Source organism: Hydrogenophaga sp. ZJX-1 (assembly GCF_048590325.1).
Lineage (GTDB): Bacteria > Pseudomonadota > Gammaproteobacteria > Burkholderiales > Burkholderiaceae_C > Hydrogenophaga.
The window spans coordinates 729,604-753,510 of record NZ_JBMBRA010000002.1; the positions used below are offsets into that span (position 1 = coordinate 729,604).

Here is a 23,907-nt window from a genome sequence, read left to right on the forward strand (position 1 = left end):
GCTGGTTCCTTGAAGGTGTGCCGCTCAGTCGGCCTTGATCGAAGGCGCCTTGCCGCCGGCCCGCCACACGGTGCCGATCGACACGGTCTTGAGCTTCTTCTGACGGCCGTACCAGAGGTTGACCAGTCCGCGAGAAAACACCACCGACGAGAACATGCTGGTCAGGATGCCGATGCAGTGCACCACGGCAAAGCCGCGCACCGGACCCGAACCGAAGGCCAGCAGCGCCACACCCGCGATCAGGGTCGTGACGTTGGAGTCCAGGATCGTGCCCCAGGCGTGCTCGTAACCCGCGTTGATGGCCGACTGCGGCGCCGCGCCGTTGCGCAGCTCCTCGCGCACGCGCTCGTTGATCAGCACGTTGGAGTCGATGGCCATACCCAGGGCGAGCGCCATGGCGGCAATGCCCGGCAGCGTCAGGGTGGCCTGCAGCATGGACAGCACAGCCACCAGCAACACCAGGTTGAAACCCAGCGCCAGACTGGAAAACACGCCGAACAGCATGTAATAAGCGCACATGAACAGCACGATCACGGCAAAGCCCCAGATCACGCTGTTGAAGCCTTTGGCGATGTTGTCTGCGCCCAGGCTCGGGCCGATGGTGCGCTCTTCGATGATCTCCATCGGCGCGGCCAGCGAACCCGCGCGCAGCAGCAGCGCCAGGTCGTTGGCCTCGTTGATGTTCATGCTGCCCGAGATCTGGAACCGGTTGCCCAGCTCACCGCGGATCGTCGCCACGGAAATTGCCTCACCCTTGCCCTTTTCGAACAGGATGATCGCCATGCCTTTGCCGATGTTCTCGCGGCTGACGTCACGCATGACGCGCCCGCCCTTGGCGTCCATGTAGAGCGTCACGCTCGGTTCCTGCTGCTGCGAATCAAAGCCCGCCTGCGCATCGGTCAGGTTCTCGCCCGTGGCCAGCACCTGTTTCTTGACGATCGCCGCGCGCCCGTCCCGCGTCGGAAAGCGGTCCGCACCGAAAGGCACCGGCCCGGTGCCATCGGCGGCGGCGCGCCCCTCGGTGCTCTCGTCCACCAGGCGCATCTCCAGCGTCGCGGTGCGGCCCAGGATGTCCTTGGCCTTGGCCGTGTCCTGCACGCCGGGCAGCTGCACCACGATGCGGTCAGCTCCTTGCTGCTGGATCACCGGTTCGGCCACGCCCAGCTCGTTGATGCGGTTGTGCAGCGTGGTGATGTTCTGCTTGAGCGCCTGGTCCTGCACCGAGCGCGCGGCTTCCGGCTTGATCGTGGCCACCAGCCGGAACTCGCTGCCCTCAGGGGTTTCGCTGGACACCAGATCCGGGAACTGGTCCTGGATCACGGCGCGCGCCGCTTCCAGCGTGGCGGCATCGCGCGCGCGCACCTCGATGTTGACCCCGTTGCGGTTCACGCCGCCGTGGCGCACGTTCTTCTCGCGCAGCGCGGTGCGCAGGTCACCCGCGAGCACGTCCGCACGGCGCTGCAGCGCAGCCGGCATGTCCACCTGCAGCATGAAGTGCACGCCGCCGCGCAGGTCCAGCCCCAGGTACATGGGCGACGCGCCCAGCGCCGCCAACCACGAAGGGGTGCGTGGCAACAGACTGAGCGCGACCACATGGCCCGGGTCTGCCGGATCCGGGTTGAGCGCGCGCTCGATGGCGTCACGCGCCTTCAGCTGGGTATCGGTGTCTTCGAACCGCGCCCGCACCGAAGTGCCCTCGAACTGCACCGTCGAAGCCACAAGACCCTGCGCGCTCAGCGCCTGCTCCACCCGCGTGACGGTCGACAGATCCACCTTCACCGCCGTCCGCGCGGCCGACACCTGCACCGCAGGCGACTCGCCGAACAGGTTGGGCAGGGCATACAAAGCCCCGATCACCAGCGCCACCGCGATGATCAGGTACTTCCAGATCGGATATCTATTCATGTTGAATCGCTTCGAGTGCGGCAGCGGAGAGCGGAGGGGGAGTCTTCCAGAATGCGGCGGAACCGGATCCGCCGGGCCGCTCGCATTGCCCCTTGAGGGGGTGACGGGCCACGCAGTGAGCCCGGCGCGGGGGTGGGCTTACTTGATCGTTCCCTTGGGCAGCACTTGCGTCACGGCAGAACGCTGCATCTGGACTTCCACGCCGTCGGCGAGTTCCACACCGATATAGGCTTCACCGATCTTGGACACCTTGCCCAGGAAACCACCGGCGGTCACGACTTCGTCGCCCTTGGCCAGCGCTTCGACCATGGCCTTGTGCTCCTTCTGGCGCTTCATCTGCGGGCGGATCATCACGAAATAGAGCACCACGAACATCAGCACCAGGGGCAGCAGGCCCATGATGGTGGACTGGGTGTCGCCGCCGGCAGCAGTCTGGGCGTAAGCAGAAGAAATGAACACGGGGAATCTCCAACAATTTTCAGAACAAAAACGCGAAATGCCCGGGCGGCCTGAACACAGGTCACCCGGGCGGTCCGGACTCAGCCTCGGATTGTATGTCGCCCCCTCTCGAGGCGTGCGGCGTTGGCCAGAGGCCCCGCCGCCATCAACCGCCAGGGCACTCAGGCCACCCGGACTTCGGTTGTCTCGCCGTTGCGCCACTGATCCCGCAACGCCGCCCATCGGCTGCTCGCCGCCGCCAGGTTGCGCGCCTTCACATGGCCGTAGCCCTTGATCTGCTCGGGCACGCTGGCGATCTCCAGCGCCAGCGCGTGGTTGCCGGCGTCCAGCGTGTCCAGCAGCGACTCGATGGCCTCGCGGTATTCGCCGATCAGGGCGCGCTCGGTGCGGCGCTCTTCGGTGCGGCCGAAGATGTCCAGCGCCGTGCCGCGCAGGCCCTTGAACTTCGCCAGCCAGCGGAAGACGGTGAACATGTAGGGGCCGAACTTCTGCTTGACCAGCTCGCCCTTGTTGTTCTTCTTTGCGATCAGCGGCGGCGCCAGGTGCACCCGCAGCTTGAAGTCGCCCTCGAACTGGCTCGCCAGCCGGGCGTGGAAGGCCGGGTCGCTGTGCAGCCGCGCCACCTCGTACTCGTCCTTGTAGGCCATCAGCTTGAAGAGGTAACGCGCCACCGCCGCGGTCAGGGTCGATTTGCCCAGCGGCGCTTCCACCGCCCGCACCTTCTCCACGAAATGCTGGTAGTCGGCGGCGTAGGCGGCGTTCTGGTAACCGGTGAGGAACTCGACGCGGCGCGCGATCAGCTCGGCCACGCTTTCGCGCTTCTTGAACTGGATCACCTGCGCACCCGCGCCGGCCGGTGCCAGCAGCGCGGCCATGGCCTGCGGCGCGTGCGCGGCGCGGCGCCCCCACTCGAAGGCGGCCTTGTTCTTGTCCACCTGCACCGCGTTGAGTTCGATGGCGCGCATCAGCGCGTCGTGCCCCAGCGGCACCCAGCCGCGCTGCCAGGCGTAGCCCAGCATCATGGGATTGGTGTAGATGCTGTCACCCATCAGCCGGGTCGAAGCGGCTTCGGCGTCGAACACGCCCACCTCGTCCGCGCCCAGGCTGTGCGTCAGCGCGTCCACGCAGGCCTGCGCCGGGTTCTGCCAGTCCGGGTTGGTCACGAAGGCGGCCGTGGGCGTGGCACTGGCGTTGAGCGCAACGTGGCTGCGGCCCGCGCGCAGGCGCAGCCAGGTGTCCTTGTGCGCCGCGACGATGGGGTCGCAGCCGATCACGAGGTCGGCCGAGGCGGCCGAGACCCGCGTGGTGCGGATGGCGTCCTGGTGCGCGCCGATCAGCACGTGGCTCCAGGTCGCGCCGCCCTTTTGCGCCAGACCCGCCGCGTCCTGCGTGACGATGCCCTTGCCTTCGATGTGCGCCGCCATGCCCAGCAGCTGGCCGATGGTGATGACGCCGGTGCCACCGACACCGGCGACGATGATGCCCCAGGCCTCGGCGTCGAGCGCGGGCAGGGTCGGTTGCGGCACCACGCCGCCGGTCCATTCCGGCGCACCGGCCTTCTTGTCCTTCTTGCGCAGTTGTCCGCCCTCGACAGTGACGAAGCTCGGGCAGAAGCCTTTGACGCAAGAAAAATCTTTGTTGCAGCTGCTCTGGTTGATGGTGCGCTTGCGGCCGAACTCGGTCTCCAGCGGCTCCACCGACAGGCAGTTGCTCTGCACGCTGCAGTCGCCACAGCCCTCACACACCAGCTCGTTGATCACCACGCGCTCGGCCGGGTCCACCAGGGTGCCGCGCTTGCGGCGGCGGCGTTTTTCTGTGGCGCAGGTCTGGTCGTAGATGATGACCGTGGTGCCCTTGATCTCGCGGAACTCGCGCTGCACCGCGTCCAGCGTGTCGCGGTGCTGGATCGCGATGCCGCTGGGCAGACCCTGAACCGACGCGTATTTCTCCGGCTCGTCGGTCACGATGGTGATCTTCACCGCGCCCTCGGCGCGCATGCTCTGCGCGATCTGCACCACGCTGTGGCCCTCGGGCCGTTCGCCCACCTGCTGGCCGCCCGTCATGGCGACGGCGTCGTTGTAGAGGATCTTGTAGGTGATGTTCACACCCGCGACGATGCTCTGGCGGATCGCCAGGATGCCGCTGTGGAAGTAGGTGCCGTCGCCCAGGTTGGCGAACATGTGCTGGTCGTGGCTGAACGGCTGCTGGCCCATCCACGGCACGCCCTCGCCGCCCATCTGCGTGAAGCCCACGGTGGCGCGGTCCATCCAGATGGTCATGAAGTGGCAGCCGATGCCGGCCATGGCGCGCGAGCCTTCGGGCACCTTGGTGCTGGTGTTGTGCGGGCAGCCCGAGCAGAACCAGGGCTGGCGCTCGGCACCCTCGACACCCTTGGTCAGCAGGGTCTGCATCGACTGCTCCTGCGCCGTCAAGATCGCGAGCTGCGCGTCGATGCGCGCCTGCACGTCCTCCGGCAGGCCCAGCTTGCGCAGGCGGCGCGCCACGGCGCGCGCGATGATGGCCGGTGACAGGTCGGCGTTGGCGCGCAGCAGGGTGTGGGCGCTCGGGTTGGGCATGCTCCACTCGCCGCCGCTGAAATCGCCTTCGACCTCGTCGAACTTGCCCAGCACGTTGGGCCGCACGTCGCCGCGCCAGTTGTAGAGCTCTTCCTTGAGCTGGTATTCGATGACCTGGCGCTTCTCTTCCACCACCAGGATTTCGCGCAGGCCGGTGGCGAACTCGCGCGTGGTCTGCGCTTCCAGCGGCCAGACCACATTGACCTTGTGCAGGCGCAGGCCGATGCGGCGGCAGGTGGCGTCGTCCAGACCCAGGTCCAGCAGCGCCTGTCGCGTGTCGTTGAAGGCCTTGCCGCTGGCGATGATGCCGAAGCGGTCGTTCGGTCCGGCGATCACGTTGTGGTTGAGCTTGTTGGCGCGGATGTAGGCCAGCGCGGCGTACCACTTGAAGTCGAACAGGCGCGCTTCCTGGTCCAGCGCGGCGTCGGGCCAGCGGATGTGCAAGCCACCGGGCGGCATGTCGAATTCAGGGATCACGATCTCGACCCGCTCGGGGTCGATCATCGCCGTGGCGCTGGACTCGACGATCTCCTGGATCGTCTTCATGCCGGCCCAGACGCCGCTGAAGCGGCTCATGGCGATGGCGTGCTGCCCCAGGTCCAGGATGTCCTGCACGCTGGTGGGGAAGAACACCGGCAGGCCGCAGGCCTTGAAGATGTGGTCGCTCTGGTGCGCGGCGGTGCTGCTCTTGGCCACGTGGTCGTCACCCGCCACCGCGATCACGCCGCCCCAGGGCGTGGTGCCAGCCATGTTGGCGTGCTTGAACACGTCGGAACAGCGGTCCACGCCCGGGCCCTTGCCGTACCAGATGCCGAACACGCCGTCGAACTTGTTGGAGCCGGGCGGTGCGAAACCCAGTTGCTGCGTGCCCCAGAGCGCGGTCGCCGCCAGCTCCTCGTTCACGCCCGGCTGGAAGACGATGTTCTGCTGCTTCAGATAGGGCGCCGCCTTCTGCAGGGCCTGGTCGTAGCCGCCGAGCGGCGAACCGCGGTACCCGCTGATGAAGCCCGCCGTGTTCTTGCCCTGCAGCGCGTCGCGCTGGCGCTGCAGCATGGGCAGCTTCACCAGCGCCTGCACGCCGCTCATGAAGGCGCGGCCGTGGTCGAGGGAATATTTGTCGTCCAGCGTGACGGTCTCGAGCGCGCGGCGGATGTGTTCGGGCAGTGGGGCGTTCATCTTGTTGTCTCCTGGCAAGGCCGGTGAACCGCCTCGTGGGCGGGGCTTTTTCGGGTCGCTCCGGGTGGGCGCGAGCAGATTTCAGTGTGCCGCACAGTGTATGACCCGGACACTGACAGGTGTTTGCTTTTCATGCCCGTGTTTGCCCTGTTTGGGAAAGACCCTTTCCGTGAACATGCAAATATTGAAAGACTGAATGCGTCCGGCATGGCCGTTCTGCACAAATGAAGAACTGGGGGATGCCATCCGGAACGCCCCGGGATGCAACGCCATCGGTCGCACAGTTCAAAAAAGCGGCGTTCGCCACCATTCTGGCGCACATGTGCAACAGGCATTTCATGCCTTTTCGCCAACAATAGTGCAATTTGTTACGACTGTTTCATTACACGCGCGCCACCATGGCCATCCCCCGACTGCTGCACCAGACCTGCCCGTCCATAGCGGCCTTGCCAACCACCGTCCAGGCGAATCTGCAACGCCTCACGGAACGCAATCCCGAGTGGAAACACACGGTCTACGAAGACGCCGACGTGATGGACTACATCCGCCAGCATTTCGAGCCGGAGGTCTTCGACACCGTCAGGACCATCAGCCCGGACTACGGTGTCGTTCTGGCAGACCTCTTTCGCTACCTGGTCATGTACCGCGAGGGCGGCGTCTACCTCGACATCAAGAGCACGGTGAACGTGCCCCTGGGACAAGCCATCCAGCCGTCCGACTCGTTCCTGCTCTCCCAATGGAAGAACGCCAAAGACCAGCGCTGGGAAAACTGGGGCCTGCACCCCGAACTGAGCCAGACACCGGGTGGCGAATTCCAGCAATGGTTCATCGTTGCCGAACCGGGCCACCCTTTCCTGAAGTCGGTGATCAAGGCCACGCTTCACAACATCCGGAACTACCGGGCAGACCCTTGCGGTACAGGGAAACACGGGGTGCTGCGGCTGTCGGGCCCGATCTGCTACACGCTGGCCATCCTCGCCACCCTGCGCATCGGCAGGTTCCCCCACCAGATCGTCGACATCGAAGAACGGGGTTTCGAATACAGCATCTGGCCCGATCACCATCAGGTGCCCACGCACTACACCCACCGCACCAGCGCCATCGTCCTCCCCCATCACGACGCCTGTCTGGCGTGAAGCCCATGAAAGCAGACAAGCCGCGTGCCGGAATGGCCATCATCGTGAAGAACGAAGGCCCGTACCTGATCGAGTGGCTGGTTCACCACCGCCTGATGGGATTCGATCATTTCTATGTCGTCAACAACGACAGCAGCGACAACACCTGGCCGTTGCTCCAGGCGCTGAGCCAGACGCTGCCCATCACCTGCTTCTCCTACGCCACCACCCCGGGCATCGGGCCCCAGTTGCCGGTCTACGAAGAAATCGTCCGGCGCCATGGCCACGAAGTCGAATGGATGGCCTTCATGGACGCCGACGAGTTCCTCTGGCCCAGCCACCACACGGACACGGTGTCCGACCTCCTGCAAGCCACCTTGCACGCCAACCCCGATGCCGGGGCCCTGGCGCTGAACTGGGCCACCTACGGCTCGTCCATGAAACTGGCCGAAGAAAGCGGCCTCGTGACCGAGCGCTTTCTGCACCACGCCCCGCAGCAACACCATCTGAACCACCATTTCAAGTCCATCATCCGTATGGAAGCCTTTGCCGGATTCGTCTGCCCGCACAGCTGCCAGCTGAAGCCCGGCTACCGCTACCTGCACACCGATGGCACTGAAAAGCGCGACTACGTCTACGCCGGCCAACGCAACCCGAGCCAGTCTGGCGATGTGTGCTGGACCCGCTTCCGCATCAACCACTACGTCATCAAGTCCTATGCCGAGTATGTGCACCGCAAAGCCTCGCGCGGCAGGGCCTTTCCAGAGGGCGGCCCGCTCGATGACCTGTTTTTTCTCGGTCACGACAACAACGATGTGCCGTCCTACCCATGCGCGCAGCACATCGTTGAGCTGAAAGCCCGGTGCCAGGACCTGGCCGGGCGCATCGGGCTGGCCGACCCTTCCGGCCCGTTGACACATCCCTCAGCCCCATCCAGGGCCAGCGGCGCCATCCACCTGCCCGTGATGGGCCATGTCGAAGCGCTCGAAGAGCAGACCGGATTCATCACCATCACCGGCTGGGTCCTGCTCTGGAAAACCCTGCCCGCAGCCGGATTCGTCGTCACGATCCAGCACCACGCCGTGCCCATCGAAGCATGGCAGGCCACCGAACGACCCGACATCCAGCACCATTTCCCCAATGCCGCACTGCGGAACGGCTTCGAAATCCGCATCAAAAAGCCGACCCAGGGGTCCGCACAGGGCGTTGCCGTCAGCGCACTGACGCCCGAAGGACACGTCACCCAGTCGATTCCGCCAGGCGCGTTGGCGCACACCCTGCGCTGAAGGGAAACCACCCACCCACGGCTGGGTGAAGCGGGAGCAGACGTCTGCGTTGGTTTCCTTTCTGATATCAGGTCACAGAAGAACGCTTCTTTCTAGAATGACCCCATCATGGAAACACTCGACAAGTTTGACATCGCCATCCTGCATCAATTGCAGGCCGACGGCCGGTTGACCAACGCCGAACTGGCCAACCGCGTGGGTCTGTCGGCGGCGCCGTGCTGGCGGCGCGTGCGGGCGCTGGAAGAGGCGGGGTTCATCCTCGGTTACCGCGCCGAGATCAACCGCACCAAGATCGGCCTGGGCGTGCTCGCCTTTGTCCGCATCGACGCCGAACGCAACAGCGGCGACGCCCTGCGCCAGATGGAAACCGCCATCCGCGACATCCCTGAAATCGTCTCCTGCCACTACATCAGCGGCTCGGGCACCTTCGAGCTGCAGGTCGTCTGCCCCGACCTCAACCACTTCAGCCGTTTCGCGCGCGAGGTGTTGATCAACCTGCCCAACGTGAAAGACCTGCACACCAGCTTTTCGCTCGGCGAAGTGAAGGCCGCGGGCGCTTTGCCGCTCTCGCATTTGTTGACCAAATCACTACCCACGACAAACGGACGCAAAACTTGAGTGCTTTTTGCCACCGCTCAACCCCGAAATTCGACCGTTGGTTAACATCTCGGCCGTAAGTTATTGAAACTGTGCATTTTTTCATGCGGACAATTTGCCTGAAACTGGCACTTTCCGTAGCATCAGGGCATAGAAGCACCGCTGGTCATTTACCAGAAAGTGTTCAGTCAGGGAATTTTTTGTTCCTAGGAAACGTCGTGAAAAAGTCTCTGTTCATCCAAACCGCTGTGGCCCTTGCGCTGGCCGCACCCCTGCTGGCTTCCGCCGAGTCCGATCTGGAAGTTGGCACCGGCGCCGCAGCCGCCCGCCTCAACTTCCAGGTCGTGATCCCCCGCGTGCTGTTCCTCGCGGTCGGCACCGGCAACGCCACACTGGCCGACAACACCACCATCGACACCCTGACCTACGACTACTCGGCCAACGCCACCGACGTCGGCAGCGGCACCGACTCCGCCGCCCAAGGCGTGAACGTTCGTGTGCTGGGCAACAACGGGCAGATCGCCATCGCCGCTGCCGGCAGCGGCACGGGCCTGACCAACGGCGCGGACATCATCCCCTGGACCGAAATCCTGGCCAGCTCGACCGACGCCACCAACTTCAACGTACCGGCCGTGGGTGCCAACACCGCGCCGGTGATCAACAGCGGCAAGGTGACCAACCGCTCCGCCGTCTGGAACTTCGCCTACTCGAACACCGCGGTGGCCGCCCCGGGCACCTATTCGGGCCAAGTCACCTACACCGCCACCATGCCCTGATCGTCGGGAAACGATCGCCAAGCCGGCGCAGACCGGCTGCACACAACCAAACAACGGAGGGCTCGCGCACAGCAGCCCTCCGTTCGTCTTTTTCAGCCGCCGTTTCCCTGCAAGCCCTGACCGCCCACCGGTCACAACGAAGCCATGACGAACCCATGAAGCCGCCCATCCTCAGCCCCCGCCGGCTGGCCGCCCTGGGTCTGGTCGTGCTGTGCCTCGGGCAGATTGCCACCGCCCACGCCTGGTCGCTCAGCATCGCCAGCGCCCCACGCCGCGTCTTCCTGCACGTCGGCAACGGCACCCTCGACGCCGACAACGGCACCGTCAACCTCGTCAGCGCCAACCTCAGCGCGGTCCAGCTGCTCAGTGGCACCGCCCAGCCCATGACGAGCAACAGCACCCAGTCCAGAAGCCTCTACGGCGACAACTACACCACCTGCCCGAACCCGGCCACGCAGGTCATGGTGGGCGCCTCTTACCGCCGCACCAACAACAACCACCCCGCCAGCGCCACCCTGCGTGTCACCTCGCCCGCCAACCTCACCAACGCAGCGGGCGACACGATTCCCTTCTCGCAGATCAGCTGGACCGTTTCCGCGCCCGGCAGCGGCGTGCCCAACGTCATACCCGCCGGCACCTTCAACGGCGGCACGCAGACGCTGGCCACCGTCCCGGCCAACCGCTACATCGAAAACTGCCATTCCTTCATCTACGCCAACAGCGCCATCCGCGCCGCCGGCACCTACACCGGCCAGGTCACCTACACCCTGAGCAGCCCATGAACCTGCCGCTGTTTGCCCGCCTCGTCGCAGTATGCGTCGCGCTGTTCATACCCACCGCCGCCGTCGCCGAAACCCACCAGCTCGACGACTCGCTCAGCCACACCGTGCCGCCCACCGCGCAGATGCAGTGGCTGCCGCAAACCCGCGGCGACCAGGACGGCGGCATGGAAGCCTGGGTGCGCGTCAACATCCACATCAACACCCAGGACTGGATCGGCCGCAGCGGCCGCGTCTACATGGTGCTGCCGCGCGACGAGACTTCCACCCTCGAAGCCGTCTGGACCACCGACGGCAAACTGCTCGCCGGGCGCCTCGTTTCGGGTGAACGCGCCCTCGTCTACGCCGGCAACATCACCACCAGCACCCTGCGCGACCAGATGCTCGTGCGCCTGCGCTCCGGCCCCGACTGGCAGAGCAACAGCCGCCGCCTCAACTTCCACTTCGAAATCGACGTGGACTCACCATGAACCTCCTGACCGCCTCCCGCCTGATGGCGCTCCTGCTGCCCGCGGCCATGCTGCCCGCCGCTGCCCAAGCCCAGGGCTTCGCCGCCTACATCTCGCCGCCGCGCTTTGAAGTCCAGGCCGAAGCCGGCAAGCCCCTGCGCCAGGTGCTGGAGATCCAGCACGTCGGCCAGCAAAAGGGCAATTACCGCATCTACACCGCCGACTGGACCTTCAACCCCGACAACTCGGTCAGCTTCAGCACCGAACTCGCCCCCGACAGCTGCCGCCCCTGGGTCGCCATCGAGCGGCGCGAGCTCAGCATCGAACCCGGCGCGCGCTACCGCTACCGCTTCGAGATCAGCCCGCCCGCCGGCACGCCGCCGCGCGAATGCCGTTTCGCCCTCATGGTCGAAGGCCTCGACCCGGCCAAAGTGCAGGGCAACATCAGCTTCCCCGTCGGCGGGCGCATCGGCGTCATCGTCTACGCCGCCATCGGCGGCGCCGCGCCCCAGCTCAGCATCGCCACCACCCAGGTCACCACCGTCAACGGCAAGCCCACCGCCACGCTCGACGTGCGCAACACCGGCAATGCCCACGGCCGCCTCGAAGGCTTCGTCAACGGCACCGACGCCGCTGGCACGAAGTTCGAAATGTCGCCCGCCGACCTGCCCATCCTGCCCGGCGAAACCCGCCGCGTCGCGCTCAGTCCCGTGCCCGAAGACGGCAAGGCCGCGCCCGAGGTCCGCTTCCCGCTGAGCGTCAAAGGCAGCCTCGAATGGGGCGCCAACCGCCTGCCGCTGGACGCGAGCTTCGTCGCCCCATGACCTCAGGAGGGTGCGCGGCAGAAGGAACATCGGCTGCAACCGGCGAGAAACCGGTCTCGCACGGTACGACCACCTGCGCCCAGGGTTCAACCCTGGGCTTCTCGGCATCACCGCGCGATCCGCGGTTTTCGCCGGTTTCGCTTCGAGGCCTTCTGCCGCGCACCCACCTGGCGCGCCGGGCGTCCTGCTCCAGCCTGCTGGCCCTTTTGGGCGCGTTCGCGCCGGGCCTGCACGCGCAGACACCCGCACCCGCTGCTCCCCCGACCGCGACGGTTGCGCCCGCGCCCGACAACGCTGAAGCCCCCACCAGCGCCGGCTACCAGGACCGCGTCATCGAAGGCCTCGCGCCCCTCGACGACAACGAAGGCGGCTTCGAATACGACAAAGCCGGCTGGCCGCGCTTCCTGCGCCTCGAAACCCGCCTCGGCACCCAGCCCTTCGACACCGAACGCAAGACCCAGACCGCCTTCGCCGTCTACGGCCTGCTCGACACCCCCAACCACGGCGCCCTCTCGCTCGACGGCAGCCTCAGCCCGCGAGAAAACCGCGGCACGCTCACCCTGCGCCAGCGCGGCCTGCCGCTGGCCAGCGGCTGGATCGGCAACCACGAAGCCGGCGTCATCACCGCGCCCGCGCCCGGCATCACCCGCCTGCCGTCGCGCGTGTACCTGCCTTCGGCCACGCTGCGCGGTCTGGCCGGCGAATGGCTCAGCCCCGCCAGCGGCCTCGCCCTGCAGGCCGGCAGCGGCGAACCCGGCCAGATGGAGAGCCTGCCCGCCAGCGGCTTTCGCGGCCTCGGCGGCCGGCGCACCACGCTCGGCGCCCAATGGCACCTCGGCGCCAGCCCCGACAGCAGCGATCCGCTTGGCCTGCCCGGCTGGACCCTCGCCCTGCAACACGAAGACGCCAGCCGCGTCACCGCCCTCGGCCAGACCCGCGAAACCGGCACCCCGCTCGACGCCCGCTCCACCCTGTTCGCCTTGCGCCATGAAGGCGACAGCCGCCGCACCCAGGGCCAGCTCATCCTCAGCCGCGGCGGCGCCGCAGCCCCCGGCGCCCCACCCGGCGAAACCAGCAACCCCCAGGGCTTCTGGATCGACAGCGAATGGGACGACGGCCCGCGCCAGCATGGCATCGGCGTCTACCGCCTCGACCCCGGCCTCAGCTGGGCCGGCCAGGCCATGCCCGCCGACGTGCAAGGCGCCACCCTGCGCAGCGAATGGCGCACCCGCCAGTGGTCCGCCGAAGGCTCGGTCGACTGGCTGCGCTCCATCAGCGGGCGCACCCGCGACGGCAGCTACGCCTCGGGCAGCGCCCGCTGGCGCCTCAGCCGCGCCAGCAGCCTCGGCGCCGGTGCCTCCGTGCGCCACTTCGACGGCGACGCCTGGAGCAGCTACGGCGACTGGCGCTGGCAAAACCCGCTCGGCACCAGCGGCCTGCGCCTCACCCTCAGCGGCGGCGCCGCCAGCCAGACCCGCTCTCAGGCGATCAGCTACGACCAGGACTGGGCCGTTCCCCAGGGCTGGAGCGTCTCCACCAGCCTGGGCCTCACCCGCAACAGCGCCAGCACCAGCGCCGACGGCAGCACAGACACCAGCGGCACCCCCGACGAAACCCTCTGGTCCGCCGCGCTCGCCTTCACCGCCCCCCTCACCGGCGACGCCAGCCTGCGCGGCACCCTGCAGACCGAACAAGGCAACAACGGCCAGCGCCGCCACGGCATCAACATCGGCAGCGTCTGGCGCGTCAACCAGCGCTGGAGCCTGGAAGGCAACTACACCCGCAGCCTCGGCCAGAGCCGCACCGTGCGCCCCCTCGACCCGCTCGCCCCCATCGTCACCGACACCCCGACCGACAACGACCGCAGCTTCTACGCCGTGCTCCGCTACGAGCTGCAGGCCGGCAGCCGCAGCGTGCCCCTGGGTGGGCGCCCCAGCGAAGGCGGCGGCCGCATCGCAGGCGTCGTCTACTTCGACGCCAACCGCAGCGGCACCCAGGAAGCCAGCGAAACCGGTGCCCCCGGCGTCACCGTCTACCTCGACAACCGCTACGCCGTGCGCACCGACGCCCAGGGCCGCTTCGAATTCCCCTTCGTCGCCAGCGGCCCGCGCACCGTCAGCGTGCGCAACGAAACCCTGCCCCTGCCCTGGAGCGTGGTCGACGAAGGCCAGGCCAAAGTCGACGTGCGCCTGCGCGAAACCACCCAGCTCAGCCTGCCGGTGCAGCGCGCGGATTGAGGTCTTGCTGGTGTAACGCGTAGACGATGACACCGTGTTCGTCACCGTCATCGCGGTGGGCCGGCGAGATCAAAGCGCCGTCTATGGCGCCGCCGCCAGTCGCCTCACCTGAAACCTGACCCGGGAATGCGTTCCATGACTTCCTCCTTCCCCCAGCGGGGGTAGGCGTCATTGACTGCACCCCTTCAAGTTTTCACGCCAAAGGCCGATAGTGGGGCATGTCCCCCTCGATCCGCCCGGCACTGGTGACCGCACTCACGGCCCTGGGCCTGCTGCTGGCGCCTGTGAATGGCCTGTCCGAGAGCGTGGTGGTCACGGGGAGCGAAAACCGCGGGGCCAGCGCCACGCTCAACTTCCGCATCGTCATCCCGCCGGTCATGCGTGTGCTGGAAAACAGCCACCCGCAGCAGATCGACCCCGAGGCCGACGGCAGCCTCAGCGCCCAGCAACGCCTGGTGGTCATGTCGAACATGAAACGGGGCTTTTGCGTCACGTTGCGCCTGGCCGACCCCGCGCTTGGCGGCTGGCGACTCTCGACCGCACCCCAAAGCGGCGTGCAGCTCAGCCCCGTGGCCGATGGCTACCGCCTCTGCAGCAACCGCCCCGGGCGCTACACCCTGCTGCTGCAACATGAATTTGGTAGCAGCCCTGCCAACAGCAACGCGCTGAACTGGCCCGTCCAGACCGACCTCACGGCCATCTGAACGCCTCCGAAGGCGCGCCACCGGCCAGCGCCGGCCCGCTCAGTTTCAGGGCGCCGTCCAGATCTCGGCACGGCGGTTGCGCGCGTCGACTTCATTGCTGCGACCCGGCAAGGCGGGCTTCTCCTCGCCAAAACTGATCGCCTCGGCCTGATCCTGCGACACCCCGTAACGGGCCAGCCCCTGGCGCACCGCCTCGGCCCGCCGCTGCCCAAGCGCCAGGTTGTATTCCGTCGACCCCGCCGCATCGGTGTGCCCTTCCAGCGTCACCTTCATGCCCGGCTTGTCCTTGAGCAGGCGGGTGACGTTTTCGAGCACGGGCACGTACTGGGGCTTGACGACGTACTCGTCGAAATCGAAATACACGATGCCCAGCTGGGTCCCCCGAACGCTGCCGGGAGCGACCACCGACTCGACGTTCCGTGACGACATCGACACCGGTGCCGGCTTCTGGATCGACATGCCCCCGTAGTGGGTGATGGTGCGGCGCTCATTGGACTGCTGCACACCGGCACATCCCGCCAGAACGGCAATGAGGGCCAAGGGGACGAGGTGCTTGATCATGGTGGATTCCTGTTGAATGACTTTTCTGGCGGTACCCCTTCAATACATCGGATACCGCGTCGGGGTTTCAGGGAGAGGCCGATAGCTCGGGTGCGGTCGACGGCGCCAGCGTGTGGGCACCCGACAAAAAACGCCGGTGGTACGCGACCAGCCCCGAGAGGTAATGCTGCACATCGTCGATGCGCACCCTGAAGCTGTAGTGGCGAATGAAAAAGGTGTTGACTGTTCTTGCCGGGCTGCGGAAGAACATCGCCAGCTCGGGGAAAAAGTAGCCGCTGAACAGCTGGCGCGCCCGCTGGTGCAGGGCCTGCTCAAAGGCCTGGCGGTCAAACCCCGGGTCCAGCGCCAGCGGCTCCAGCCCCAGCGTGTCCATGCGGTCGAGCATGGCGCTCGCCGCCATCATCAACTCCAGCAAGGTCGGGTAGGCCGTGATGCGCTGCCGGATGAAACCCAGATGCCGGCTGACGTTTTTCAGACCGAGGCTAAAGTAGCGCTCCTGCGGCGCAAGCCGGGTCAGTTCATTGACCGCATAGGCCAGCCAGTGATCGTGTGAGCGCCAGTGCTGCGCCTGGATGAAATATCCAACGGCGCGCTCCACCGCCTCCAGAAAGCGGTGCTCACCGGTCATCTCATAGGCCTTGAGCAGGCCGAACGCCGCCTCGCCGTCGTAATAGACCGTGCGGTGCACTTCCTTGACCGCCAGTGAAGGAAACGCCAGCACGTGCACGAACGCGCCCGTGGCTGCATCCTGCATGCGCAGCAAACCCTCAGCCAGCGGCCGGATCAGCGCCAGGTGCCGGGCCTCGCCCGTCAGCTCGATGCGCTTGGCCAGGGCCAGAATGGCCACCCCGTTGCCCCCCAGCTTGATCTCGCCGCCCTCATCGACCAGGTAGGCCGCAGGGGCTTCACCGGCCGGCACCGCCACCGGCTTGATCAGCTCCCGACACAGGTGGTCGATGGCCCGCGTGGCGGCCTCCAGGTGCGCCGCCTGGCGCGTCAGGTCCCAGGCTTCCAGCAGCGAATAGGCGGCGCTCGCGTGCCGCAGCGCGTTGTAGGACGGCACCGGGCGGTCGAAGCAGGGATACCAGCCATAGACCCAGCGCCCCGACAGCGTCACCTGGCGCGCCAGGTAATCCGCGCTGCGCTGCACCGCGTCCGCCACCAGGGCCGCGTCGGGCTGATCGATGCGACGGACCCGGTCCATCACCCCCTCGTTGTCCAGCACCAGCACCGGCCCCTCGCCCTCCACGAAGACGCCCTTGGTCTGAAACAGCCACAACGGGGTGGCATCGTCCTGCGGCCACCCGGTTTCCTGGCCGAACTTGCGCCGGGTGAGCGCACGCAGGTTCTCGTCACTGGGCACACAGGCGTTGATGTCCCCGCTGTACAGACAAGCGTGTCCCCACAGCTCCTCCGGCAGGCAGGCCTGCGCCAACGCGGCGTCCCAGGCGATGCCCAAAGCGAAATAGTTGGTTTTCGTGCCAGCCAGCAGCCGCCGCACCTGCCCCCAGTTCGCGGCCTGCACGTGCATCACCCGGTCCACCCGGACCCAGCGCGGGAGCCTGGCCTCTCCGGCCTGGCGCTGGCGCCACTGCGCCCAGGCGTCCAGCCAGGCCGCCGCCAGGTCGGCGCCCCGGCCCAACACCGTGAGTGCACGCTCACTGCCGTCGCTCGTCGACAGGAACAGGACCTCCTGGTCGCCACCGGGCAGGCGCAGCCGCCCGGCGCCAAAACGCTGCAGGGCCGCCAGGCAAGGCACCGTGGAGGAGGGCAGAAGATCGTTCATTAAAAAAAGGCCGCCATCCAGATGGCGGCCTGTCAAAAACCAGCCAACGGGGCGGTCAGCCGCCCAAGCCGCCAGTCAGGGGGTCCAGAAGGCCGCCCGACAGCAGCTGTGTCAGGTCGGTCAGCGGTTGGGTGATGGGCTCCTGGGTCGAGCCGGTTTCGCCCGGCATGGCGTCACCCACCCCCACGCTGTTGTCCAGCGATCCACCCACCGTGTCTTCCAGCAAGGCGGTCGTGCCCCCATCGACCAGATCGGACACCAGGGTGTCGGTCCCGAGCAGGGCGTCGAGCAGCGTGTCGGAATCCGAGGTCAGGCCACCCAATGTGTCCACCAGCGGGTCGGCAATCGCCTCGGTCGAAGAACCCGTTTCAGAGCTCGCTGCGTCCTGGTTCAGCACCACATCCGCGGTGTCCGCCACACCGCTCACGGCGTTGCCCACCAGACCGGTGACCGGCGCCAGCGGCGTGTCCGCACCGGTCTCCACCACGTCGTCGCCCACGCTGGCCAGCTGGTCCAGCAGGCCCGGCTCGGTCGAGGTGCCGATCAGCGCTTCGTCCGCGGCGGCCAGCAGATCCGTGGCCGACGCGTCAACGACACCTTCGGTCAGCGGCTCGGTCACGCCATCCAGGCCGACCTCGGCGGCCAGGGTGTCCACGGCATCGGTGCCCTGGTCCACGATCGCGGCCACCCCGTCGGTCAGCGACACATCACCGGTCCCGTCGCCCGACAAGACCTCGCCCAGCGTGTCCTCCAGCAGCGCGGTACTGGTGTCATCGACCAGATCCGACAACAGCGTCCCGGTCCCCAGCAGACCGTCGAGCAAGGTGTCTGCGTTGGTGGTCAGGTTGTCGACCAGCTGATTGGCATCGCCCCCGATGTTGGCGGTCGAACTCGAGGTTTCCGAATCCAGCAGATCCTGGTTGAACACGGTGTTCAGGGTGCTGCCCAGATCGGACACCAGATCGCCGACCAGCTCGGTCACCGGCTCCAGCGGCGTGCCTTCGCCAACCGCCGCCACCTCCTGGCCCAGGTCGACCACTTCGGTGGTCAGGCCGCCGTTGCCATCTTCACCGATCAGCAGGTTGTCCAGTTCCTCCGTCACCGTGCCAACGATCGGGTCGACGACCTCATTCAAGACCGGATCCAGCGCGCCCAGACCCGCATCGTCCAGCAGTTCGCCGACCGAGTCGGTCGCGGAATCCAGCACCAGACCGGCTCCAGAAAGCAGGGTGTTGTCGGCGTCGGCATCCGTGTCCGTGTCGGTATCGGTATCGGTATCGGTATCGGTGTCGGTGTCGGTGTCGGTATCGGTATCGGTATCGGTGTCGGTGTCGGTATCGGTGTCGGTGTCGGTGTCGGTGTCGGTATCGGTGTCGGTGTCGGTGTCGGTGTCGGTGTCGGTGTCGGTATCGGTATCGGTGTCGGTGTCGGTATCGGTGTCGGTGTCGGTGTCGGTGTCGGTGTCGGTATCGGTATCGGTATCGGTATCGGTATCGGTATCGGTATCGGTATCGGTGTCGGTGTCGGTATCGGTGTCGGTGTCGTCACCCTGGTTGTTGCCGTTGTCATCGGCCAGGGCCGCGCCGGCCAGCAGACCGGCGCCACCCAGCAGCACGCCGTCGAGCATGCTCAACCCGCCACCAAGCAACGCCTTGCTGGCCTTGCTCAGGGCCACCACGTCCTGGTTCGGGTCCTCCACAAACACGGCGTCGCCGGCAATCACTTCGATATCGGCCATGTCCTCGCCCGGCGCTGCTGCGCTGTTGTCGCGGATCAGCACCTCGGAGTTGGGTGACACACGCACCACCGCCTGCTTGGTCCCCGCGGCATTGCGCACCAGCACATCCACCGGCTTGTCACCCGTGACCACGCGGTCCCCCGGCATCAAGACCTGGTCGCTGGGCACCAGAACGGTGGTGCCCCCACGAAGCACCGGAACCATGTCCGGGTTGGGTGCGGAAGAGGCGGCTGCGGTGGCGGTGGTTTCCATGAGATCGGTTCCTGAAAAAACGTGGCGTGAACCTGTTGTTCGCGCTCTTGTCTTGTTTACCGGCCCATGCACCAATGGGTTTCATTCCCGCCCGACAACTTCTGCGCAAGCCCGCTATCGCGTGCGAAGTTGCACAAAACCGCCCCACCGCAGAGGCAAAAAAAATCCCAGGCATCGGGCCTGGGATTTTCGAGGAGCGACTTCGGTCGCCCCCCGACGGTCGTCCTGGATCAGCCCAGCAGGCCACCCAGCAGCGCACCGCCTTCTTCGTCCGTTGGCGCCTGCACCAGCGGCAGCGTGCCCCCCGTCAGGTCGGACACCAGCGGCAGCTCGGACACCACATCGCCCACGACCGGCAGGTCGGAGGAAAGGTCGGTCACGACGTCCGTCACCGAACCCAGATCGGTCAGCCCGTCGAGCAGGCTCTGCGGCTGTTCCACCACGCCCGTGAGGGTGTCGATCAGGGAAGCGTCTCCACCACCGGACAACAGGCCGGTCACCGGCTCCAGCAGGCTGCCGGTATCACCCAGCCCGCCACCCGACAGCAGGTCCGTCACCGGCTCCAGCAGGCTGCCGGCATCGCCCAGGCCACCACCGGACAGCAGATCCGTCACAGGCTCCAGCAGACTGCCCGCATCGCCCAGACCGCCACCGGACAGCAGGTCCGTCACCGGCTCCAGCAAGCCACCGGCGTCGCCCAGGTCACCCGTCGAACCCAGCGCGTCCAGCAGGTTGTCCACGGTGCCCGTCACGACCTCGCCGACCACGTCCACGACGTCGCCCACAAGCTCGGTGGTTTCGCCCACCACGTCTTCGACCACGCCCACCACCTGCTCCACCCCGTCCACCAGGGTTTCGGGCAGATCGCCGGGGGAAGTCAGCAGGTCCTCAACCACGTTGCCGAGCAGATCGGTCACGCCGTCGACCGCACCGACCACCGTCTCCACCACGTCCGTGGTCTGGTCCAGCACCTCGACCACGCCATCCACCACCGGCTCGACCACGCCCGGCACCAGACCCACAAGGTTCTCGACCGGCGGCAGCACCCCGGCCACCACCTCCTGAACCGGGGCGGTCACCGGCGCCAGGGTCTCCGGCGCATTGACCACCGGCGACTCGGTCGACACGCCCGGCACCCCACCCGACACCGTCGAAGTCAGCACATCCACCACCCCCAGACCACTTTCCTGGTCCAGGACCGGCGAACCCACTTCGGTCGCGTGCGGCACCACATCATCCAAGGCGTTCAAGGGCAGCTGACCATCGGTCAGACCGGCCAACACCCCAGAGACGCCCGCCAGGCTGGTGATGTCCAGGGCATCGGGCAGCTGGGCATCCAGCACCTGCAGGTCGTCCAGCAGGGTGGTCAGCGATTCCAGGCCCAGCGCCTCCAGCGGCAAGCCGTCCTGCGACGACACCCCCGCCACCAGCTCGTTGACCAGGGTCTGCGCCTGGCCCAGCAGGTCCGACCAGGGCAGCGCTTCGGCCTCGCCCTGCAGCGAGGACAGCAACCCGGCCGGCACGCTGCTGGACAGCGAAGCGAGCGCTGGCTCCAGATTCAGCAGATCCATGGACAGCGCGTCCAGCGCCAGCTTGGCCGGCGAAAGCGTCGGGAAGCCCTGGGCCGACTGCTCCTGCACCAGCAACAACGCCGACACCAGACCCAGGCTGTTGATCAGACCGGACCCGAGCAACTCGTCGCCGAACTCGTCAAGCAGCAGGGCGTCGGCGCCCCCGATAGGAAGTACATCAGTCATCGACATCACCATCAAATGTTTGGAAGGTGTCAGCTACACCCTCACCAACTACCCGCCGGTACGTCAAATGGTTTCACGTCAAAGCGGAAAAAAGTCACATTCGATGCCGAGGCCGTCGCCACCGACCCCAAAACAGGCCCCGGAAAGACCCTGAGACCGATCCGGAACGAGGGCAGGCCGGCCAGCGTGGCGGGCGCCAGGCGCCCCTGTTTCTGGGCCGGCGCCGAAACCCGTGCCGCGGTCAGCCGGTGGCGCACGTCGCTGCGGTAGTCCTCGCCGGTGAACAGCGTCATCAGCCACGGCAGCTCCTGCCCCTCCTCGGGCAGCAGGCGGCCGGTGTCCCCGGCCAGCTCCACTTCGCCCACGCGCATGTCATAGATGGCCTGCACCCAGTCGATCAGGGTGTTGTTGGCCTCCACCTGCGCATCCAGCAGGGCCAGCGTCGTCTCCCGGCCCGCCTGGTTGAGCTTGCGGCGGGCATCGACCACCGCGCCCGACTCGCCCGCCGCCGACGACAACAAGGTCACGCGCTGCCCCGACAACAGCTGCCGCTGCCAGCCCGACAGCGTTTTCTGCCGCAGCTCGCGCACCAGGGTCGCCAGCTTCTGTTCCTCGGTCTCCAGCCGGCTGATCGAACGCTCCACCCGGGCCGACGCCTCCAGCGCCGCCGACGAGCCCATGCTCACCTGCAGGCCGACACGGGCCTTTTCCGAAAAGCCCCCCGGGTACTCGTAGCGCTTGATGAAGGTCAGGTCCACCGCCGGGTAGCGTGCACTTTCCTCGGCCTCCAGATCGGCCCGCGCCTGGTCCACGTTCAGCCGCTGCGCCCGCAGGGTCGCGCTGCGGTCGCTTTCGCGCGCCAGATCCGCCTGCGCCAGCGCCAGCCAGGCCTTGGGCACCTGCATCGGCGGCAGGCTGCGCAACGGCAAGGGCTCGCCCAACAGGGCATCGAGCTTGAGGCGCGCATCCTGCAAGGACTGCTCGAACTGCAGGGCCTTGTTCATGGACAGCGCCAGTCGCGAGGCCGCCACCCGCGCATCGGTGATGCCGGCCCCGCCCAGGCGAACGCGCCGGGACTCCAGGCGTTCCAGTTCCTCCAGCGCCGCGCGCGAATCCTGCCCCACCTCCACCAGCAGCTCGTAGCGGCTCACCTGCAGGTAGGCCACGAACAGCTGCCGCAGAAACTGCTCCTTGCTCTGGTCCAGCCGCATCAATGCGCTCTGGCGGGCAAACGCCACCGCCTGTTTTTTGGCCGTGGTGCGGCCGAAGTCCCAGATCGTGTATTTCAATGAGGCGTTCAGGCGCGAGTCCACCGAACTCGCCGGGTTGTTGCGCGACGGCGATTCCCCGTTGCTGCCCGAAACCCCCAGGTCCACCCGGGGGTAAGCCGCGTACTCGGCGGAGTCCACATTGGCCTCGGCCGTGCGCAGCTCGGCCCGCGCGGTCAGCACCTCGGGCGCGTTGACCAGCGCGTCGGCCATGCGGCGCGCCACCACCGCGCGGCCCTCAACGCCGCCGTCGACCGTCTGGGCCAGCGCGTGCTCCGCCCCAAACATCGCCAGCGTCAGCAGGGCGGGCGGCAACCAGCGCGGCACACGGCTCACAGGCAAGAACATCACGGCTCCCTGAAAGCCTCGGCACCCACCTTGAGCACCGGGCGCAAGAGGTACCAGGCGAACGGCTGGTGGCCGATGATGATGTCCACGTCGGCCTGCATGCCCGGCGTCACCGGCAAGCGCGACTTGCCCAGCTCCGAGCCCTCCGTCTGCACCACCATCCTGAAAAACGGCCCGGCGGCGGGGTCCTGGTCCACGTCGGCCGCGATCCGCAGCACGCGCCCCTTGAGCGAACCAAAGCGCAGAAAGTCGTAGGCGCTGACCTTGATCTGCACCGGCTGGTCCACCAGCACCAGCCCGCGGTCCTTGGGGTGCAGGCGCACCTCCAGCTCGATCTCGGCGTCGGCCGGCACCACCTCCATCAGCGTCTCGCCCGGCTTGACCACCCCGCCCGACTCGGTCAGGCGCAGCCCCTTGACCACCCCGGCGATCGGCGCCACCAGCAAGGTGCGGTTGCGCTGGTCCTGGGCGCGGTTGAGCTCTTCTTCCGCCGTGGCGATCTGGCGCTCGATGGCCAGCAGCTCCTCGGAGGCCCGGCGGCGGAACCGCCCCTCCGCCTCCGCCACCTTGCCGCGCGACTCCGCCGCCGAAGCCCGCGCCGCCAGCAGGGCCTGGCGCGCGCCCAGCATTTCCGCCCGGTTCGACTCCAGGTCCTTGAGCGCGCGCGTGGCCTCCAGGTCGGACACCAGCTTCTCGTTCGCCAGATCCCGCGTGATGCCGTATTCGCGCTCCAGCAGCGCCGCACGCGCCGCATGCCCTTCGATCTTGGCCTCCACCTCGCCCGCCCGGCCGTTGAACATCTCGACCTGGGCGCGGGCCGCCGCCAGCTGCCCCTGCAGCTCCAGCAGCCGGGCCTCGTGGGTCAGCAGCTCCGTACGCGCCACCATCGGCGCCGTGTCGTCGCCAAACATCTCGCTCGAAATCGACTTGCCGCTGGCCTCGGCATCCAGCCGCAGGCGCGCCGCGTGCAGCGCCGACACCTTGGCGCTGATCTCCTCCAGATTCGGCCCCTGCGCGCCCAGCTCCATGCGCACCAGCTGGTCGCCCTCGCGCACGCTCTGCCCCTCGCGCACAAACAGCTCGCGCACGATGCCACCCTCCAGGTGCTGGACCGACTTCACGCGCGCCGACGGCACCACCGTGCCCGGCGCCGTCACCGACATCTCCACCGGCACGAACAAGGCCACCACGACCAGCGTCAGCGCGACGCCCCCCACAGCGGGCAGCGCCCAGCGGCGCCAGCGCGAACGGCCCGACACCTCTTGCTGTTTTCGATGCAGGGCATCGATGACCTCCGGATGGTTTTTCGTCATG

Annotated in this window: 18 protein-coding genes; 9 read left to right on the forward strand and 9 right to left on the reverse strand. The window is 67.2% G+C overall.

All coding sequences use genetic code 11. The features are described from left to right. Window positions 1–24: 24 nt before the first annotated feature. The 3 genes from secD to ACN5W5_RS08180 all read right to left on the reverse strand — a co-directional run bounded on the left by secD (window position 25) and on the right by ACN5W5_RS08180 (window position 6,116). Window positions 25–1,905 carry a protein translocase subunit SecD gene (gene secD / locus ACN5W5_RS08170; RefSeq protein WP_420048028.1) on the reverse strand — a complete coding sequence of 627 codons (1,881 nt, stop codon included), beginning with the start codon at window positions 1,903–1,905 and terminating at the stop codon, window positions 25–27. 138 nt (window positions 1,906–2,043) lie between these two features. After that, window positions 2,044–2,364, reverse strand: a complete 321-nt coding sequence (yajC, locus tag ACN5W5_RS08175) for a preprotein translocase subunit YajC (protein WP_420048029.1) — start codon at window positions 2,362–2,364, stop codon at window positions 2,044–2,046. 161 nt (window positions 2,365–2,525) lie between these two features. Beyond that, window positions 2,526–6,116, reverse strand: a complete 3,591-nt coding sequence (locus tag ACN5W5_RS08180) for an indolepyruvate ferredoxin oxidoreductase family protein (RefSeq protein ID WP_420048030.1) — start codon at window positions 6,114–6,116, stop codon at window positions 2,526–2,528. A gap of 398 nt (window positions 6,117–6,514) precedes the next feature. On the opposite strand from ACN5W5_RS08180, the gene ACN5W5_RS08185 reads away from it, so the two are divergent. The 9 genes from ACN5W5_RS08185 (at window position 6,515) to ACN5W5_RS08225 (ending at window position 14,883) form a co-directional block, all read left to right on the forward strand. Then, window positions 6,515–7,252 carry a glycosyltransferase family 32 protein gene (locus tag ACN5W5_RS08185; RefSeq protein ID WP_420048031.1) on the forward strand — a complete coding sequence of 246 codons (738 nt, stop codon included), beginning with the start codon at window positions 6,515–6,517 and terminating at the stop codon, window positions 7,250–7,252. 5 nt (window positions 7,253–7,257) lie between these two features. Further along, window positions 7,258–8,517, forward strand: coding sequence for a glycosyltransferase family 2 protein (locus ACN5W5_RS08190; RefSeq protein ID WP_420048032.1), 1,260 nt, complete (start codon window positions 7,258–7,260; stop codon window positions 8,515–8,517). 108 nt (window positions 8,518–8,625) lie between these two features. Beyond that, a complete protein-coding gene (locus ACN5W5_RS08195) occupies window positions 8,626–9,135 on the forward strand; it encodes an Lrp/AsnC family transcriptional regulator (RefSeq protein ID WP_420048033.1) in 510 nt (169 codons plus the stop codon). A 197-nt stretch (window positions 9,136–9,332) separates the two neighbouring features. Further along, window positions 9,333–9,890, forward strand: coding sequence for a hypothetical protein (locus ACN5W5_RS08200; RefSeq protein ID WP_420048034.1), 558 nt, complete (start codon window positions 9,333–9,335; stop codon window positions 9,888–9,890). Window positions 9,891–10,045: 155 nt separating this feature from the next. After that, on the forward strand, window positions 10,046–10,672 hold the full coding sequence (locus tag ACN5W5_RS08205; RefSeq protein WP_420048035.1) for a hypothetical protein: 627 nt from the start codon (window positions 10,046–10,048) through the stop codon (window positions 10,670–10,672). Further along, window positions 10,669–11,139 (forward strand): hypothetical protein, encoded by a 471-nt coding sequence (locus ACN5W5_RS08210; RefSeq protein WP_420048036.1) that lies wholly within the window; start codon window positions 10,669–10,671, stop codon window positions 11,137–11,139. Before ACN5W5_RS08205 ends, ACN5W5_RS08210 begins: the two co-directional genes overlap by 4 nt. Then, entirely contained in the window at window positions 11,136–11,942 is an 807-nt protein-coding gene (locus ACN5W5_RS08215; protein ID WP_420048037.1) for a hypothetical protein, read from the forward strand. The genes ACN5W5_RS08210 and ACN5W5_RS08215 overlap by 4 nt, the downstream gene beginning before the upstream one ends. Further along, the gene (locus ACN5W5_RS08220) at window positions 11,939–14,179 is read left to right on the forward strand and encodes a hypothetical protein (RefSeq protein WP_420048038.1); all 2,241 of its coding nucleotides are present in this window, start codon (window positions 11,939–11,941) and stop codon (window positions 14,177–14,179) included. The genes ACN5W5_RS08215 and ACN5W5_RS08220 overlap by 4 nt, the downstream gene beginning before the upstream one ends. Window positions 14,180–14,397: 218 nt before the next feature. Continuing rightward, the gene (locus ACN5W5_RS08225; protein WP_420048039.1) at window positions 14,398–14,883 is read left to right on the forward strand and encodes a hypothetical protein; all 486 of its coding nucleotides are present in this window, start codon (window positions 14,398–14,400) and stop codon (window positions 14,881–14,883) included. Between the two features lie 45 nt (window positions 14,884–14,928). Here the strand turns inward: ACN5W5_RS08225 and ACN5W5_RS08230 are convergent, their stop codons facing one another. The 6 genes from ACN5W5_RS08230 to ACN5W5_RS08255 form a co-directional block, all read right to left on the reverse strand. Beyond that, complete coding sequence (locus ACN5W5_RS08230; RefSeq protein WP_420048040.1) at window positions 14,929–15,444, reverse strand: OmpA family protein; 516 nt, start codon at window positions 15,442–15,444, stop codon at window positions 14,929–14,931. Between the two features lie 67 nt (window positions 15,445–15,511). Next, the gene (locus ACN5W5_RS08235; protein ID WP_420048041.1) at window positions 15,512–17,230 is read right to left on the reverse strand and encodes a Mur ligase; all 1,719 of its coding nucleotides are present in this window, start codon (window positions 17,228–17,230) and stop codon (window positions 15,512–15,514) included. Between the two features lie 55 nt (window positions 17,231–17,285). After that, window positions 17,286–19,220 (reverse strand): hypothetical protein, encoded by a 1,935-nt coding sequence (locus ACN5W5_RS08240; RefSeq protein WP_420048042.1) that lies wholly within the window; start codon window positions 19,218–19,220, stop codon window positions 17,286–17,288. 230 nt (window positions 19,221–19,450) lie between these two features. Further along, window positions 19,451–20,977 carry a hypothetical protein gene (locus tag ACN5W5_RS08245; RefSeq protein WP_420048043.1) on the reverse strand — a complete coding sequence of 509 codons (1,527 nt, stop codon included), beginning with the start codon at window positions 20,975–20,977 and terminating at the stop codon, window positions 19,451–19,453. Between the two features lie 41 nt (window positions 20,978–21,018). After that, window positions 21,019–22,593: a TolC family protein gene (locus tag ACN5W5_RS08250; RefSeq protein WP_420048044.1), complete on the reverse strand. Its 1,575-nt coding sequence runs from the start codon at window positions 22,591–22,593 to the stop codon at window positions 21,019–21,021. Beyond that, window positions 22,593–23,906 (reverse strand): HlyD family type I secretion periplasmic adaptor subunit, encoded by a 1,314-nt coding sequence (locus tag ACN5W5_RS08255; protein ID WP_420048045.1) that lies wholly within the window; start codon window positions 23,904–23,906, stop codon window positions 22,593–22,595. Before ACN5W5_RS08255 ends, ACN5W5_RS08250 begins: the two co-directional genes overlap by 1 nt. Window position 23,907 lies beyond the last annotated feature (1 nt).

What these genes read in the sequence shown, in the direction of transcription:
- secD (WP_420048028.1), bottom strand. Translation starts at nt 1,905, where the DNA reads ATGAATAGATATCCGATCTGGAAGTACCTGATCATCGCGGTGGCGCTG.
- ACN5W5_RS08180 (WP_420048030.1), bottom strand. Translation starts at nt 6,116, where the DNA reads ATGAACGCCCCACTGCCCGAACACATCCGCCGCGCGCTCGAGACCGTC.
- ACN5W5_RS08185 (WP_420048031.1), top strand. Translation starts at nt 6,515, where the DNA reads ATGGCCATCCCCCGACTGCTGCACCAGACCTGCCCGTCCATAGCGGCC.
- ACN5W5_RS08190 (WP_420048032.1), top strand. Translation starts at nt 7,258, where the DNA reads ATGAAAGCAGACAAGCCGCGTGCCGGAATGGCCATCATCGTGAAGAAC.
- ACN5W5_RS08195 (WP_420048033.1), top strand. Translation starts at nt 8,626, where the DNA reads ATGGAAACACTCGACAAGTTTGACATCGCCATCCTGCATCAATTGCAG.
- ACN5W5_RS08205 (WP_420048035.1), top strand. Translation starts at nt 10,046, where the DNA reads ATGAAGCCGCCCATCCTCAGCCCCCGCCGGCTGGCCGCCCTGGGTCTG.
- ACN5W5_RS08210 (WP_420048036.1), top strand. Translation starts at nt 10,669, where the DNA reads ATGAACCTGCCGCTGTTTGCCCGCCTCGTCGCAGTATGCGTCGCGCTG.
- ACN5W5_RS08215 (WP_420048037.1), top strand. Translation starts at nt 11,136, where the DNA reads ATGAACCTCCTGACCGCCTCCCGCCTGATGGCGCTCCTGCTGCCCGCG.
- ACN5W5_RS08220 (WP_420048038.1), top strand. Translation starts at nt 11,939, where the DNA reads ATGACCTCAGGAGGGTGCGCGGCAGAAGGAACATCGGCTGCAACCGGC.
- ACN5W5_RS08225 (WP_420048039.1), top strand. Translation starts at nt 14,398, where the DNA reads ATGTCCCCCTCGATCCGCCCGGCACTGGTGACCGCACTCACGGCCCTG.
- ACN5W5_RS08230 (WP_420048040.1), bottom strand. Translation starts at nt 15,444, where the DNA reads ATGATCAAGCACCTCGTCCCCTTGGCCCTCATTGCCGTTCTGGCGGGA.
- ACN5W5_RS08235 (WP_420048041.1), bottom strand. Translation starts at nt 17,230, where the DNA reads ATGAACGATCTTCTGCCCTCCTCCACGGTGCCTTGCCTGGCGGCCCTG.
- ACN5W5_RS08240 (WP_420048042.1), bottom strand. Translation starts at nt 19,220, where the DNA reads ATGGAAACCACCGCCACCGCAGCCGCCTCTTCCGCACCCAACCCGGAC.
- ACN5W5_RS08245 (WP_420048043.1), bottom strand. Translation starts at nt 20,977, where the DNA reads ATGACTGATGTACTTCCTATCGGGGGCGCCGACGCCCTGCTGCTTGAC.
- ACN5W5_RS08250 (WP_420048044.1), bottom strand. Translation starts at nt 22,593, where the DNA reads ATGTTCTTGCCTGTGAGCCGTGTGCCGCGCTGGTTGCCGCCCGCCCTG.
- ACN5W5_RS08255 (WP_420048045.1), bottom strand. Translation starts at nt 23,906, where the DNA reads ATGACGAAAAACCATCCGGAGGTCATCGATGCCCTGCATCGAAAACAG.